This is a genomic window from Methylocystis sp. ATCC 49242 (assembly GCF_000188155.2).
Taxonomy (GTDB): domain Bacteria; phylum Pseudomonadota; class Alphaproteobacteria; order Rhizobiales; family Beijerinckiaceae; genus Methylocystis.
This window is the reverse complement of sequence record NZ_KE124774.1, coordinates 900091-913275: the sequence shown is the minus strand read 5'-3', so window position 1 is coordinate 913275 and position 13185 is coordinate 900091. Positions and strand designations below refer to the sequence as shown.

The 13185-nt window shown below is 63.8% G+C and carries 14 protein-coding genes; 12 read left to right on the top strand and 2 right to left on the bottom strand.

Annotation, left to right across the window (positions count from 1 at the left end):
• Positions 1-4: 4 nt before the first annotated feature.
• Genes MET49242_RS06390 through MET49242_RS06380 form a run of 3 tightly spaced genes read left to right on the top strand, consistent with a single transcriptional unit; the run spans position 5 to position 1205 of the window.
• Positions 5-376, top strand: coding sequence for an SUF system Fe-S cluster assembly protein (locus tag MET49242_RS06390; protein ID WP_144259793.1), 372 nt, complete (start codon positions 5-7; stop codon positions 374-376).
• 12 nt (positions 377-388) lie between these two features.
• A complete protein-coding gene (locus tag MET49242_RS06385; protein ID WP_036281538.1) occupies positions 389-814 on the top strand; it encodes a VOC family protein in 426 nt (141 codons plus the stop codon).
• Positions 815-851: 37 nt separating this feature from the next.
• Positions 852-1205, top strand: a complete 354-nt coding sequence (locus MET49242_RS06380; RefSeq protein ID WP_244430731.1) for an iron-sulfur cluster assembly accessory protein — start codon at positions 852-854, stop codon at positions 1203-1205.
• Positions 1206-1290: 85 nt separating this feature from the next.
• Here the strand turns inward: MET49242_RS06380 and MET49242_RS24780 are convergent, their stop codons facing one another.
• A complete protein-coding gene (locus MET49242_RS24780) occupies positions 1291-1536 on the bottom strand; it encodes a hypothetical protein (protein ID WP_144259491.1) in 246 nt (81 codons plus the stop codon).
• A gap of 408 nt (positions 1537-1944) precedes the next feature.
• On the opposite strand from MET49242_RS24780, the gene MET49242_RS06375 reads away from it, so the two are divergent.
• From MET49242_RS06375 to coaD, 6 genes are all read left to right on the top strand, one after another.
• The gene (locus MET49242_RS06375) at positions 1945-4323 is read left to right on the top strand and encodes a DUF2167 domain-containing protein (RefSeq protein ID WP_036281532.1); all 2379 of its coding nucleotides are present in this window, start codon (positions 1945-1947) and stop codon (positions 4321-4323) included.
• Positions 4324-4327: 4 nt separating this feature from the next.
• Entirely contained in the window at positions 4328-4669 is a 342-nt protein-coding gene (locus tag MET49242_RS06370) for a TfoX/Sxy family protein (protein ID WP_036281530.1), read from the top strand.
• An 85-nt stretch (positions 4670-4754) separates the two neighbouring features.
• The gene (locus MET49242_RS23225; RefSeq protein WP_051134053.1) at positions 4755-5309 is read left to right on the top strand and encodes a hypothetical protein; all 555 of its coding nucleotides are present in this window, start codon (positions 4755-4757) and stop codon (positions 5307-5309) included.
• A 166-nt stretch (positions 5310-5475) separates the two neighbouring features.
• On the top strand, positions 5476-8214 hold the full coding sequence (gene gyrA, locus MET49242_RS06360) for a DNA gyrase subunit A (protein ID WP_036281528.1): 2739 nt from the start codon (positions 5476-5478) through the stop codon (positions 8212-8214).
• Between the two features lie 245 nt (positions 8215-8459).
• A complete protein-coding gene (locus MET49242_RS06355) occupies positions 8460-9872 on the top strand; it encodes a cytochrome-c peroxidase (RefSeq protein WP_051134052.1) in 1413 nt (470 codons plus the stop codon).
• Positions 9873-9934: 62 nt separating this feature from the next.
• Positions 9935-10441 carry a pantetheine-phosphate adenylyltransferase gene (gene coaD, locus MET49242_RS06350; RefSeq protein ID WP_036281525.1) on the top strand — a complete coding sequence of 169 codons (507 nt, stop codon included), beginning with the start codon at positions 9935-9937 and terminating at the stop codon, positions 10439-10441.
• Positions 10442-10463: 22 nt separating this feature from the next.
• On the opposite strand, the gene MET49242_RS23220 is transcribed toward coaD, so the two are convergent.
• Positions 10464-11633, bottom strand: a complete 1170-nt coding sequence (locus tag MET49242_RS23220; protein ID WP_051134051.1) for a hypothetical protein — start codon at positions 11631-11633, stop codon at positions 10464-10466.
• A gap of 152 nt (positions 11634-11785) precedes the next feature.
• Here MET49242_RS23220 and MET49242_RS06340 point away from each other — a divergent pair, with 152 nt between their 5' ends.
• The 3 genes from MET49242_RS06340 to MET49242_RS06330 all read left to right on the top strand — a co-directional run bounded on the left by MET49242_RS06340 (position 11786) and on the right by MET49242_RS06330 (position 13160).
• The gene (locus tag MET49242_RS06340) at positions 11786-12022 is read left to right on the top strand and encodes a hypothetical protein (RefSeq protein ID WP_144259490.1); all 237 of its coding nucleotides are present in this window, start codon (positions 11786-11788) and stop codon (positions 12020-12022) included.
• A gap of 55 nt (positions 12023-12077) precedes the next feature.
• Positions 12078-12632 (top strand): peptidylprolyl isomerase, encoded by a 555-nt coding sequence (locus MET49242_RS06335; protein ID WP_036281520.1) that lies wholly within the window; start codon positions 12078-12080, stop codon positions 12630-12632.
• A gap of 72 nt (positions 12633-12704) precedes the next feature.
• Complete coding sequence (locus MET49242_RS06330; protein WP_036281518.1) at positions 12705-13160, top strand: peptidylprolyl isomerase; 456 nt, start codon at positions 12705-12707, stop codon at positions 13158-13160.
• Positions 13161-13185: the final 25 nt, after the last annotated feature.

Sequence of the window (13185 nt, the reverse complement as noted above, 5' to 3'; positions counted from 1 at the left end):
CATGATGGAAGAGGCTCTCAACACCGGCGAGGCCGCTACGGCGACGGCGGCGCCGGCCGTTTCCGAAGACTCCGAGCGCCTGACGGCCGACATCGTCAAGGCGCTCAAGACGGTCTACGACCCGGAGATTCCCGCCGACATCTACGAACTCGGACTCATCTACCGGGTCGATATTTCCGATGACAGCGTGGTTGAAATCGACATGACGCTGACCGCTCCGGGCTGTCCTGTCGCGGGCGAAATGCCCATATGGGTCAAGAACGCGGTGAGCGCCGTCCCCGGCGTCAGCGACGTGAAAGTCAATATGGTGTTCGATCCCCCGTGGGATCAAAGCCGGATGTCGGACGAGGCGAGAGTCGCGCTCGACATGTGGTGAGAGGAGGGCGCGATGACCGCGCCGCGACTGAAGCCGAAAGGCGTGCTGGAAACGTCACTCTACGTCGAGGACATGGCGCGAGCGGGGCGCTTCTACGCCGAGACGCTCGGCCTCGCGCCGATGGTGCAGGACAAGCGCATGTGGGCGCTAGATTGCGGGCCGGGAAGCGTGCTGCTTCTCTTTCAGCGCGGCGAGACGCTGGAGACGATCGATCTCCCCGGCGGGCGAATACCGTCGCATGACGGGAACGGGCGCTTGCATGTCGCCTTTGCGATCGGCGCGGATGAGCTTGCCTCGTGGGAGGCGCGTTTGTCGGCCGCAGGCGTCGAGATCGAAGCGCGGATGAAATGGCCAGCGGGCGGGGAGAGCGTCTATTTCCGCGATCCCGACGCCAACCTCGTCGAACTGGCGACGCCGGGCTTGTGGGCGAATTACTGAGAGAGAGGCCAAAATGGCTTTGCCGAAACTGAGTGTTATGACCGTGAGCCCCGCCGCCGTCGAGCGCGTGCGCGGATTGTTGGCGAATGCGTCCGCCGGCGCCGGTCTGCGCGTGTCGGTGGAGAAGGGCGGCTGCGCCGGCATGTCCTACAAGATGGAGATCGCCGAGCCGCAGAAGGGCGACGAGGTCATAGAGACCGACGGCGCCCGCGTCATCGTCGATGCGAAGGCGGTGCTTTATCTTCTCGGCACGACAATGGATGTGAAGACGACGCAGTTCGCCTCGACCTTCGTCTTCGAGAACCCGAACCAGACCTCCGCTTGCGGCTGCGGCGAAAGCGTCGAGTTGAAGCCGGCGGACCCCAGTCGCGTCGGGCTCGCGAGCGTCTGACCAAAATCTCGACTTAAAAAGAAATCCCCCCGCGGGCGGGGGGACTGTTTGTCGATATCTGCTTACCCGAAGTAAATCCCGGTCATTATTTCCAGTGCACGCAACGACGGTGGCCAAACCCGTGAGACGGATTGAAGCGACGGGTCCACTTCAGGCACTTCTTTCCACCCGGCGGATTGTAATGAGCAACCTTCTGGATCAGCGACGACGATAACCCCTCGTCCTGCGGATTGGCGACGCTCAAGGGACCGGCCGAACTCGCCGATGTCGCAGCAAACAAAAATCCTCCGGTAAGCGCGGCTAACAAAGCGGACTTCATGAATTTCGACATGACAAACGTCCTCCCGTCTCAGTCTTGACAATTGCGTGCCCGTTCCCCGCACCTCCGTGCGAGCAACACGCGCAAAGTATGTAAATGTCACCAAGGGTTGTAAAGTAAAGACCGCGTCCGTTTCCGTCCGCGATTTGCGCCCGCGACACGATAACGCAAGCCGGGCGGCGACGCGTAAAGCCGGCGTTAACCCTGATGATTGGTTTCATCAGCCAAACCGTCGCCATATAGCTTTTTCTTCAACATCAACAGTCAAGCTTCCGGCGAGCGTTGGTTCATGCGCCGTGGAGTCGTTCGATGTTGTTTCCAAAACCGCCCGTTGCCGCGTCGAGTCTCGCCTTGATTGCAGCTCTTTCCCTTGTCCCATCCGAAGGGTGGACGCGGGATGGCAGGCGCGTCCGTGGAGAGGTGGTTCAGGAGATCACGCCGCCGTCCCAGGAGGAGACGCAGGAGATCATCTACGAAATGCCGCCGATGCGGCCGGTGAAAAAGAGCGTTTACCTTACGGAACCCGGCGTGTCGCCCGGCGCCGACGTCGTCAGGGGCGGCGAGCCGGCGAGGCGGGTCGGCCCTGTAAAGGTCGTGGAGCCCGCCAAGATGTCGGCGCCCGTCAAAATGCGGGAAGCCGCAAAGACGGTCGAGCCTCCCAAGACCGTGGAGCCGGTCCGGCCGGCGGCGACAACGCCTATGGCGGCGCCGGCTCCGTCGCCGGAGCAACCCATCGCGCAGGCCGCGCCCGAGCCCGAGGCGGAGACGGCCCCCGGCGGGCAGCCTTTGACCGACGCCTCGCCGCCCGCCGAAGCGGCAGTCGCGAGCCAGACGTCCATCAACCCGCCGGCTCCCGAGAACAGGGAAGTGTCCAAGCCAGGAGGCGAGACGCCCGAGCCCGCGCAGGCGGAGGCGGAGGCGGAGGCCGCGGCTCCCGAGCCCATTGCGGCGACCATTCGGCCGCCATTGATGACCGAGCACCCGACACAGAAATCGCTCGTCGGCGCCGGGCAGCCTTCGGCGAAGCTTCAGTTGCAGAGCGCGTCAACCGAGGCGCCCGCTCTGGTTCCCGGTCTGAAGCCGGCCCTGCAAGCTGGCGCAACGCCGGTCGCGAGCGCTGCGCAGGCCTCTGAGCAGCCGCCCGCGGCTGAATCTCCGGCGTCCGCCGCCGAACAGGCCACGATCGAGTCGGAAGTCGCGCCGCCCGCTGCGAACGACAATGCGACGGCGGCTCAGGCGCCAGCGCCGGGCGAGCCCGCGCAGGATCAGACTGCCGCGGCTGAAGCCCGTATTGCCGCGCTGTTCGCGGAGGGCGTCAAGGGCCCGGCCGAAGTCCGTATCGCCGATCGCGCCACCATGTGGTTGCCTGCGGGCCGTGTCTTCATCCCGCTGGAGCCGGCGCGCAAGATCGCCAGGGAGGCGGGGCTCGACCTGCGTTCGGGCGCGCAGGGGCTTGTTGCGCCGGGTGTGGACAAGCTGGATTGGCTCGCGACCGTCGAGCTTCTCGATGACGGCTACATCAAGGCAAGCGAGCCCGAGGCGTTGCAGCCCGAGAAGCTCCTCGCCGCCTTCGAAGCGAGCCTCCCGGAAGTGAATGCGCAGCGCGGCGGCGTGGGTCAGCCGCCAGTGACGCTCGGCGGCTGGCTGACTCCGCCGGCGCTCGACGCCCGCAAGCGGCTCTCGGCCTGCGTGAGCATCGAGACGCAGACCGAGCCGGGCGGCGCCGATCGATTCTTCAATTGCGAGGCCTGGGCGCTGGGCCGGCAGGGCGCGATCAAGGTCAGTCTCGCCGATAGCGGGGAGCAGGCCGAACGCCTGAAGGGCGAAGCCGCCGCGCTCGTCGAGACAATCGTTTACGACCGCGGCAAGGCCTATGAGGAGGTCGATCTCGCCGCCGACAAGGTTGCGCCTTACGCCGCCGCCGATCTCCTGACGCGCGACGTCTCCGCAAAATCGATCGCGCCCATCGCGCCGGTAGAGGCGGAGGCCCCGAAAGCGCCGGTCGCGGTGACGATTCTGGTCCTCATCGCCAAGCTCTGGAAGGTGGGCCTGTTTGCGGTCGCCGCGATCGGCAGCGTCCTGGTCTGGATGAGGCGCAAGCGGTCCTCGGCCGAGGCGGCGTCTGCTCCGGCGAAAACCGCCCGGATCGAGACGCCGGCGCCGGAGAAGGAAGCGCCCGCGACGTCCGCGGAAGCGAAGCATTCGCTCTTCGCCCGCCTGCTGCCGACGCTGCACGCGCGGTTCGCCGCCAAGGGGGATAAATCCGTTGCCGCGCCGACGCAGGCGGCCGGAGATTTGGCGGCGTCCAAGGTCGAGTCGGGCGTCACGCCGAAATCGGGGGCGCCCCGGGAAAAATCGGCGGTCAGCGTCCTGCTCGGCAAGTTCACCAGCCTGCGGTCGGCGGGCAAGGGCTCAGACGATAAGGCGTCGCCCGCGCCGATCGCCAAAAAGGTCGAGAGCAAACCGGCCGCCGCGGAGGGCGCCGACGAACCGGTTTCCGCTCTCAAGAAGCTCGCGATGAAAATGCGTCGTTCTGGTCCCGAGCCGGAAGCGCCGTCGGTCGACCTGTCGAGGGCGATGCGCACGACGCGCACCCTGCCGGGTGCCGCTCCCGAAGGGGTCACGGCAGGGGAACCGAGGGCCGAAATGGGCGAGCCCGGCGTTGAAAACGCGCCGCCGGCGCCGGTAAATGAAGCGACTGCCGAAGCTGACGTCTTCGGCCTCATCGAGCCGGGCGACGAAGCGGCGACCTCCGCCGCGATCAACGCCGGCAGGGCGCTGCGCGCAGCCGGAGGCTGATCGAATGGACCGAGACCGGATCGAGGAGCTTTTCGCGCCCCTTGGTCCGGTCAAGGTCAAACGCATGTTCGGCGGCCACGGAATTTACGCCGACGGGCTTTTCTTCGCGATCGAAACCGATGGCGAAATCTATTTGAAGGCGGACAAGGAAACGGCGCCGCAATTCGAGGCGGCCGGCTCCAGTCCTTTCGTCTATCAGGGCAAGAACGGGCCCGTGACAATTTCCTATTGGAGCCTGCCGCACGAGGCGCTGGAGGACGAACGCGAATTTCGCCGCTGGGCCGCGCTGGCGCTCGGCGCCGCACGAGCGGCGGACGCGAAGAAATCCCGGACGAGAAGGAAGTAGGCGCGCATTGTGCTCATGCGCACAAGCTCACAGAGGCGGACGCGCCTACAATCGGCCAGTTTCATTCAGTTCGAAGGGCAGGCGAATGAAGAAGGCGGCAACGATTCTTTTTCTGGCGAACTGCTGTCTCGCCAATTCCGGCGAGGCCTGGAGCGCTCCTTTCGACGACGCCTTCACGCCGCTAAAGGGCGAGGCGCCCTGTTACGCTCGCGCCTATGACAGCGCGCATCTGAAGGCGCATCCCGCCCAGCAGATCACGCGCATGACTTTGGCAATGTCCAAGACCGGCGAAGACGGCAAGCCGGCCAGCGCCAGCCGCTTCGAGCTGGGCGTGGGCGTCAAGCGCAAGGCTTCGCAGGAGTGGTACGGCGGTCACGCCTATTGCGAAGCGCGGGCGGGCGGATTCCACTGCTTTCTCGAAGCCGACGGCGGAGAACTCGAACTGACGCCGCTCCCCGACGGACGGCTCAAAGTCGAGGCGAAACGCCTGGTTTTCGAAGGCGAGAAAGATTTTTTCAGCGTGGAAGACGGCGCCTTCGCGATCGAAAAAGAGGGCAAAGTCGTCCAGGGCAAAAGCGACGACAGCGTCTTTCTGCTGGACCGCGCGCCGCTGGCGAAATGCAGGGAATCAGACCGCTGAAGCGAAATCGCGCGGGTCTTTGGCGCATCTATCCCCAGAATTGCGTAAACAGCGGCATAAATATCTGTTTTTAAATAGTGATCATATGCCAGTCTTGCTGGCGCGGGCGGGCCGAATCGCCTATACCCCTGTGAGGTAAAAAAGCTCCTTTCGGATTGGCGCGCCCTTGGCCGAAGACGACACGAAAAAAGACGACCCCGAGAAGCACGGTTCGGACATCAGGCCGGTCTCGATCGCCGATGAAATGAAGCGCAGCTATCTCGATTACGCCATGAGCGTAATCGTGAGCCGCGCGCTTCCCGATGTGCGCGATGGCCTGAAGCCGGTGCACCGGCGCATCCTTTTTTCGATGAACGAAAACGGGCACACGCCCGACAAGCCTTACGTGAAGTCGGCGCGCATCGTCGGCGACGTGATGGGTAAATATCACCCGCATGGCGACGCGGCGATTTACGATGCGCTCGTGCGCATGGCGCAGCCCTTCTCGATGCGGCTCATGCTCGTCGACGGGCAGGGCAACTTCGGCTCGGTGGACAACGACCCGCCGGCGGCGATGCGCTACACCGAGTCGCGTCTCGCCAAGCCGGCGCTGGCGCTGCTCGAGGACATCGACGAAGGCACGGTCGACTTCCAGCCCAACTATGACGGAAAGGAAAGCGAGCCGACGGTCCTCCCGGCGCGCTTCCCGAACCTCCTCGTCAACGGCGCCGGCGGTATCGCCGTCGGCATGGCGACGAATATTCCGCCGCACAATCTCGGCGAGGTGATCGACGCCGCCATCGCGCTGATCGACAAGCCGGACATGACCGTCGCGGAGCTGATGGAGATCGTGCCGGGGCCGGACTTCCCGACCGCGGCGACGATCCTCGGCCGCGGGGGCATCCGCAACGCCTACGCCACCGGCCGCGGTTCGATCATCATGCGCGCGAAAGCCGAGATCGAGACGCTGCGCAAGGAGCGCGAGGCGATCATCTTCACCGAAATTCCCTATCAGGTGAACAAGGCCGCGCTGATCGAGCGCATCGCCGAACTTGTGAAGGAAAAGCGGGTCGAGGGCATCGCGGATCTGCGCGACGAGTCCGACCGCGACGGCATGCGCATCGTTGTCGAGCTGAAGCGCGAGGCGGTGGCCGATGTCGTGCTGAACCAGCTCTGGCGCCATACTGCGCTACAGTCGAGCTTCGCGGTCAACATGATCGCGCTGAACGGCGGCCGGCCGGAGCTGATGACGCTCCATGACGTGCTGCGCGCTTTCGTCGATTTCCGCGAGACGGTGGTCACGCGGCGCACCAAGTTCCGCTTGGCCAAGGCGCGGGACAACGCGCATCTGCAGGTCGGCCTTGCGATCGCCGTCGCCAATATCGACGAGGTGATCCGCCTCATCCGCAATTCGCCCGACGCCGCCGCCGCGCGCGAAGCCCTGATGGCCCGCGACTGGCCGGCGAAGGACATGGCGCCGCTCGTCGAGCTCATCGCCGACCCGCGCCACAAGCTCAGTCACGATGGCACGATCCGCCTGTCGGAAGCGCAGGCCCGCGCAATTCTCGACCTGCGCCTGCAGCGCCTCACCGCGCTGGGCCGCGAGGAAATCGCCGAGGCCCTGAACAAGCTCGCCGCCGAGATCGCGGAATATCTCGAAATCCTGCGCTCGCGGGAAAAGCTGTTCGGCATCATTAAGGACGAGATGCTGGCAGTGAAGGAGGCCTACGCCACGCCGCGCCGCACGCAGATCACCGACGCGGAAGGCGATGTCGAGGACGAAGACCTCATCGCCCGGGAGGACATGGTCGTCACGGTCTCGCACGCGGGATACATCAAGCGCGTGCCGCTCTCGACCTATCGGGCGCAGCGGCGCGGCGGCAAGGGCCGCTCCGGCATGCAGATGAAGGAGGAGGATTTCGTCCACCGCCTCTTCGTCGCCAATACGCATACGCCGGTATTGTTTTTCTCCTCGCGCGGCAAGGCGTATAAAGAGAAGGTCTGGCGGCTGCCGCTCGCGGCGCCGCAGGCGCGGGGCAAGGCGCTCGTCAACATGCTGCCGCTGGAGTCCGGCGAGCGCATCACCACGATCATGCCGCTGCCCGAGGACGAGTCGAGCTGGGCCACGCTCGACGTGATTTTCGCCACCACTGGCGGCACGGTGCGGCGTAACAAGCTCTCCGACTTCGTCGACGTGCGCCGCAACGGCCTCATCGCCATGAAGCTCGACGACGGCGAGGCGATCGTCGACGTCGCCACGGCGACCGAGCATGACGACATTCTGCTGACGACGAGCGACGGCCAGTGCATCCGCTTCGCCGTGCCGGAGGTGCGCGTGTTCCAGGGCCGCACGTCCATGGGCGTGCGCGGCGTGTCGCTGGGGCAGGGCGACCGGGTGATCTCGCTCTCGATCCTCAATCATTTCGAGGCGACGGGCGAAGAGCGCACGGCCTACCTGAAGCGCGCCAACGCGCTTCGCCGCCGCATGGGCGAGGACGTGTCGCCCGACGCGGGCGCCGAGGCCGAGGAGGCGGCGACGGGCGCCGTGGAGCTCACTGACGAGCGTTTCGCCGCCATGCAGGTCGCGGAGCAGATCATCCTGACCGTCTCCGAAAACGGCTACGGCAAGCGCACGTCATCTTATGAATACCGCACGACCGGACGCGGCGGCAAAGGCATCGTCGCCATGGCGGTCAACGCCCGCAACGGCAAGCTCGTCGCCTCATTCCCGGTGGGGCAGGGCGACGAGATCATGCTCGTCACCAATGGCGGCCAGCTCATCCGCTGCCCGGTCGACGGCATCCGCATCGCCGGCCGCAGCACGCAGGGCGTGATCGTGTTCAACACCGCCGAGGACGAGCGCGTCGTGTCGGTCGAGCATATTGGCGATGTGGGCGAGGGTGAGGAGGGGGCTGCGGAGGAGTAGCCCCCTCCGACGGCCCGCTAATGTAAGCTCTCTCAATTGGCATAATGTCAGCTAACGAACAAAATGCTCTTAGTAATTGTTGTAAACTAGCTCATTGAAATATTTCCATTCAACGAACTCGCTCGTTGACCGAAAAACCTAGCGTCGCATAACCTCTCATTCGGCATCTTAACGCGTCGTATACAACGCGACGACGCGGCATCTTCAGGTAATTCCGAATGAGAGACGCGAGATCTACATTAGTTTTGCGCGCGTTTTACAGGCTGTTCTCGCGCAAATCCTCCAGCGCGCGAGATCTCGCCATCGCTCTCTCTGTCGGTCTGCTCGGCGTTATCCCTCAGGCGAACGCGGCGCAAAAACACGGACTTTCATCGGCCGATTTTGAATCCATTCGCGGGGCGCTTCAAGCCGATCTGGCGAAGCGCTCCGCCGGGGAGCGTTCGTCAACCGGCAATACGCAATCGACCGGCCGCCCCGAACTCGAAAACATGCTCGGCTCGACGCTCTTTTCAGACAAGGATCTTTCGCGATTTCGCAACCAGTCTTGCGCCAGTTGCCATCAGCTGACGCCGGCAATCGACCCGATAACCAGACGGCCTTTGCCGGCGCCGGGCTTCGTGGACGCCGACAATGTAGAGCGCGGCACGGCTGTTTCGGGTGGCTCTGTGGCGGGGCGGTTTGGCCGGCTCAACGCGCCCAGCGTCGGCTACGCGTCGTTCAGCCCGCCTTTTCATTGGGATCGGACAGAGGAGCTCTACGTCGGCGGTCAGTTCTGGAACGGACGTGCGAGCACTCTCGCCGATCAGGCTGCGGGTCCCTTCGTCAATCCGGCGGAGATGGCGATGCCGAACAAGGCGTCGGTCGTCGCGCGCCTGCAGGAGAAGGGGGTCTACCGACATCTCTTCTGGAGCGTTTACAACATGTCGATCGGCCGCCAGCTCACGCCGGCCGAGACGAATGCGGTCTATGACGCGATGACCAGGGCGATCGCAGCCTTCGAGCGCACGCGGATGTTCAGCAAGTTTACGTCGAAGTTCGATTTCTACATGGCTGGTTTGACCCAGCTGACGCCGCAGGAGCGGCTGGGTCTGGAGCTGTTCAATGACAAAGCGCAATGCGCCTTGTGCCACATCAGCACCCCCACGAAAAATCCGGACGGAACGTGGACGCCGGCGCTCTTCACCGACTTCACCTACGACAACATCGGCGCGCCGCGAAATCTCGACATTCCCGGCAATCCTCCCCCGGATCTGGGCCTTGGCGGGCGCCGCGACATCATGGCGGTCGACCCAAAGCGCCTCGAGGTCGGAAAGCACAAGGTCATGTCTCTGCGCAATATCGCGATAACCGCGCCCTATGGTCATAACGGCGTGTTCAAGTCGCTCGAGCAGATCACTCATTTTTATAACACCCGCGACACGCTCGGCCGGGTTCCCGACAACCGTGACCCCGGCTTCGGCGTCACCGGTTGGCCGGCGCCGGAGGTTCCGCGCAATGTGAATTCCAGCGAGCTCGGAAACCTTGGTCTAACGCCTCGCGAGGAAGCGGCGATCGTCGCATTCATGAAGACGCTGACCGACGGCTATCCATACCGGGGGCATGACCCGCGCGTGCCGCAGAACGCTTCGTCGCCCTACGGCGCCGTGACGGGCAAGTGACGGCGCCGGACAGCGGGGGGACGAATCTCCCCTTAGGCGCGGAAATCCCCTATACCGCTTCCATGACCGCTCGCACCGCCCTCTATTCCGGCACTTTCGATCCGCTGACTTACGGACATCTCGACGTGATCCGGCAGGGGGCTGCGATGTTCGACCGGATCGTCGTCGCCATCGGGGTGCATCCGGGCAAGGCGCCGTGGCTGACCTTCGAGGAGCGCGCGGCGGTCATCGCCGAGGCTTGCGAGGATTTCGAGCTTTCGCGGCCCTGCGCGATCGAAGTGACGAGCTTCGACGGCCTCGTGGTCGAGGCCGCCCGCGCCTGCGGGGCCTGCGCCATCCTGCGCGGCCTGCGCGATGGAACCGATTTCGATTACGAAATGCAGATGGCCGGGATGAACGGAACGCTCGCGCCGGAGGTTCACACGCTTTTCCTGCCCGCCGCGCCGGGGCTGCGCCACATCAGCGGCACGCTCGTGCGCCAGATCGCGTCGCTTGGCGGCGACGTCTCGGCCTTCGCGCCGCCCGCGTCGGTCGAGGCCCTCAAACGCGCCATTGCGCGGCGCGGCTGAAGGACGGGGGTAACGGCGTTTCTTACGGCGCCAACAGCACGCCCCACATGAAATCAAAGGTTTTGGAGCCTGCAAGAACCGCCGGGATCGGCGTTCCGGTCGGATTATAGGGAAGCATCGCCTCCGCGCGCGCCGTCGTCGCGCCGTCACGTCCGAAGGACGCATAGGCGTGGCAACCGATGCAGGAGGAGGCCGCAATGGCTCCATTCGCCACGAGCCGCTCCGTCACCGAATTGCCGAGAACGGTGGGCGTTCCGTCGGCGGTGGTGAAAGTCACCTGGCTCGATTTCAGGCAATAGTTTCCCCAGACTGGCGACAGACGGGCGTGCAACATCATAGATGTCAGGCGCGGAGTCTTGACGCATTCGCCATATTGCGTGTTCGGCGCCGACTTGTTTGGCAGGACGACGGGGGTCGTGCTCCCGAAACTGTCGTAGCAGCCCATGGTGTCGCAGCGGCCCGGATTGAATTCATGCTCGAACGTTCCCCAGACCCAGAGGGGATTCTGCTTGCTGGCGACATGAATCGCCACGAGCGCATATTCGACCGAATCGGAAACCGTCGTGAAATAGAGACGCCGGATGTTTTCAACGCTTCCGAGCCGGGGAATCCATCGCAGCATCGTGCGCACGGGAACCCAGTCGCCCTTCATCGAGATCGACGACCGCGGCATGTTCACGACGAAGTTCCGGGAGAAGGCGGCGGCCAATCCCGCCTTTGTGTTCAGCCCGTTGTTGACGATGTAGTCGAACTCCGGCCGATTGCGCAAAACCTCCTCCGCAACGCAGGGCTTCGGGTTGCCGGCGGTCGGAAAGCCCGCGACCGGCGCGTTGCCGGGCGGCGAACAGGGAACATCCAGCTCGAAGCCATGCGCGCTCTTTGTCGCCGCGAGGACGCTGCCGTGGAATTTCCGCGGTTCGTTCGGGCCGGGCCAATGCGGCGTGGCGGTGAAAGTGTCGGCGTCCGACGCCCAGGTTTCGAAAACGACCGGCCGCGGCTGGCCAAGGGTGAGAGGGGCGGCCATCTGGGTGAGCAGCCGCCAGATGAACTGATCGGAGTTTTCCGGAACGCCAAGCACGGCGCCGGCTCTGGCCGGCTCCGTTATCGCGGCCGGGTCCGTGGCGAAAGCAGACGTTGACCCAGACAGGACCAACATCATCGCGCCGACGGCGCTGATGATCGACTTTTTCAATGGAAGCCCCCCTTTTTAAAGTTTCCGCAGTCAGGATAGGTTCGAATGATGACTTCTGCTAGACAAAAATCAAATTTAGAAGCTGAAGATCTTTGTGTGCTTGTAGAGAAGCAAGCAAGTTTACCTTCAACTGAGCCTCTTCAGGAAAGTCTTTGTCTCAATTTGGTTACATTATTACATATTTGATGTTTATTTTATTTGTTCATTACTGGAGACGGCTCGGGAAAGGCGAAGACACGGCGACCCATATCGGACCCGCCTCCAGCCGAAACGTCGTGGCGCTCATGCGCCCGGCGGCGTATAAGGCCGGGGCGATTTTTCGCCGCAAGGATAAAATCGCCCACCGAAAACCGGATCGACGCAATTTTGTTCTCGTCTCAACGCATTGAAAACGGGAAATAAAATTCGGCCGGGCAAGCAAAGAACAACCCTTAGGGAGGCTATATGAAACTCAGCCGCCGTCTGCTTCTCGCCGCCGTCGCCATGGCTGCGCTCGGAAGCGCCCACATTGCTCGCGCGGCCGACGAGCACACCCTTTACCTCGACACCAAGGACGGGCGCGTCACCATAAAGCTGCGGCCCGATCTTGCGCCGAAACATGTCGAGCGGATCGAGAAGCTCGCCAAGGAGCATTTCTACGACGGCATCGTCTTCCATCGCGTAATCGACGGCTTCATGGCGCAGGCGGGCGATCCCACCGGCACCGGACTGAGCGGCTCGCGCTACCTCGACCTGAAGGCCGAGTTCAGCCAGGAGCCTTTCAAGCGCGGCACGCTTGGCATGGCGCGCCAGCCGGGCGATCCGGATTCCGCCAATTCCCAGTTCTTCATCTGCTTCGCCGATGCGCCGCAGCTCAACGGCAAATATACGGTGTTCGGCGAGGTCGTGTCGGGCATGGATGTCGTCGACAAGATCAAGAAGGGATCGAAGTCCGACAACGGCATGGTCACGGACCCGGACAAGATCGTCAAGCTGCGCCTCGCCGGCGACGAAAGCTGAGAAAAAAGGCGCGCTCCAGCTCTCCATTGAACGGCAGCCGGAGCGCGCGCGCTATTTCACACAGGAGCAAAAATGACCGAAACCGCCGACACCATGACCCTCGAGACGACCAAGGGACCCGTCGTCATCAAGTTCCGCCCCGATCTCGCTCCCAACCATGTCGCGCATATCAAGAAGCTCGTTTCCGAGGGCTTCTATGACGGCATCGTCTTTCACCGCGTGATCGACGGCTTCATGGCGCAGACCGGCTGCCCGCGCGGCACCGGCACCGGCGGCTCGAAATATCCGAATCTGAAGCAGGAGTTCAACGACGCGCCGCATGTGCGCGGCACTTGCTCCATGGCGCGCGCGCAGGATCCGGACAGCGCGAACTCGCAGTTCTTCATCTGCTTCGACGACGCCCGCTTCCTCGACAAGCAGTATACGGTTTGGGGCGAGGTCGTCTCGGGCATGGAGAACGTCGACAAGATCAAGCGCGGCGAACCGGTGCGCGATCCCGACAAGATCATCAAGGCGACGCTTGGCTGAGCGGTCCGCATTTGTGAAATGCGTC

What these genes read in the sequence shown, in the direction of transcription:
- MET49242_RS06390 (WP_144259793.1), top strand. Translation starts at nt 5, where the DNA reads ATGGAAGAGGCTCTCAACACCGGCGAGGCCGCTACGGCGACGGCGGCG.
- MET49242_RS06385 (WP_036281538.1), top strand. Translation starts at nt 389, where the DNA reads ATGACCGCGCCGCGACTGAAGCCGAAAGGCGTGCTGGAAACGTCACTC.
- MET49242_RS06380 (WP_244430731.1), top strand. Translation starts at nt 852, where the DNA reads ATGACCGTGAGCCCCGCCGCCGTCGAGCGCGTGCGCGGATTGTTGGCG.
- MET49242_RS24780 (WP_144259491.1), bottom strand. Translation starts at nt 1,536, where the DNA reads ATGTCGAAATTCATGAAGTCCGCTTTGTTAGCCGCGCTTACCGGAGGA.
- MET49242_RS06370 (WP_036281530.1), top strand. Translation starts at nt 4,328, where the DNA reads ATGGACCGAGACCGGATCGAGGAGCTTTTCGCGCCCCTTGGTCCGGTC.
- MET49242_RS23225 (WP_051134053.1), top strand. Translation starts at nt 4,755, where the DNA reads ATGAAGAAGGCGGCAACGATTCTTTTTCTGGCGAACTGCTGTCTCGCC.
- coaD (WP_036281525.1), top strand. Translation starts at nt 9,935, where the DNA reads ATGACCGCTCGCACCGCCCTCTATTCCGGCACTTTCGATCCGCTGACT.
- MET49242_RS06335 (WP_036281520.1), top strand. Translation starts at nt 12,078, where the DNA reads ATGAAACTCAGCCGCCGTCTGCTTCTCGCCGCCGTCGCCATGGCTGCG.
- MET49242_RS06330 (WP_036281518.1), top strand. Translation starts at nt 12,705, where the DNA reads ATGACCGAAACCGCCGACACCATGACCCTCGAGACGACCAAGGGACCC.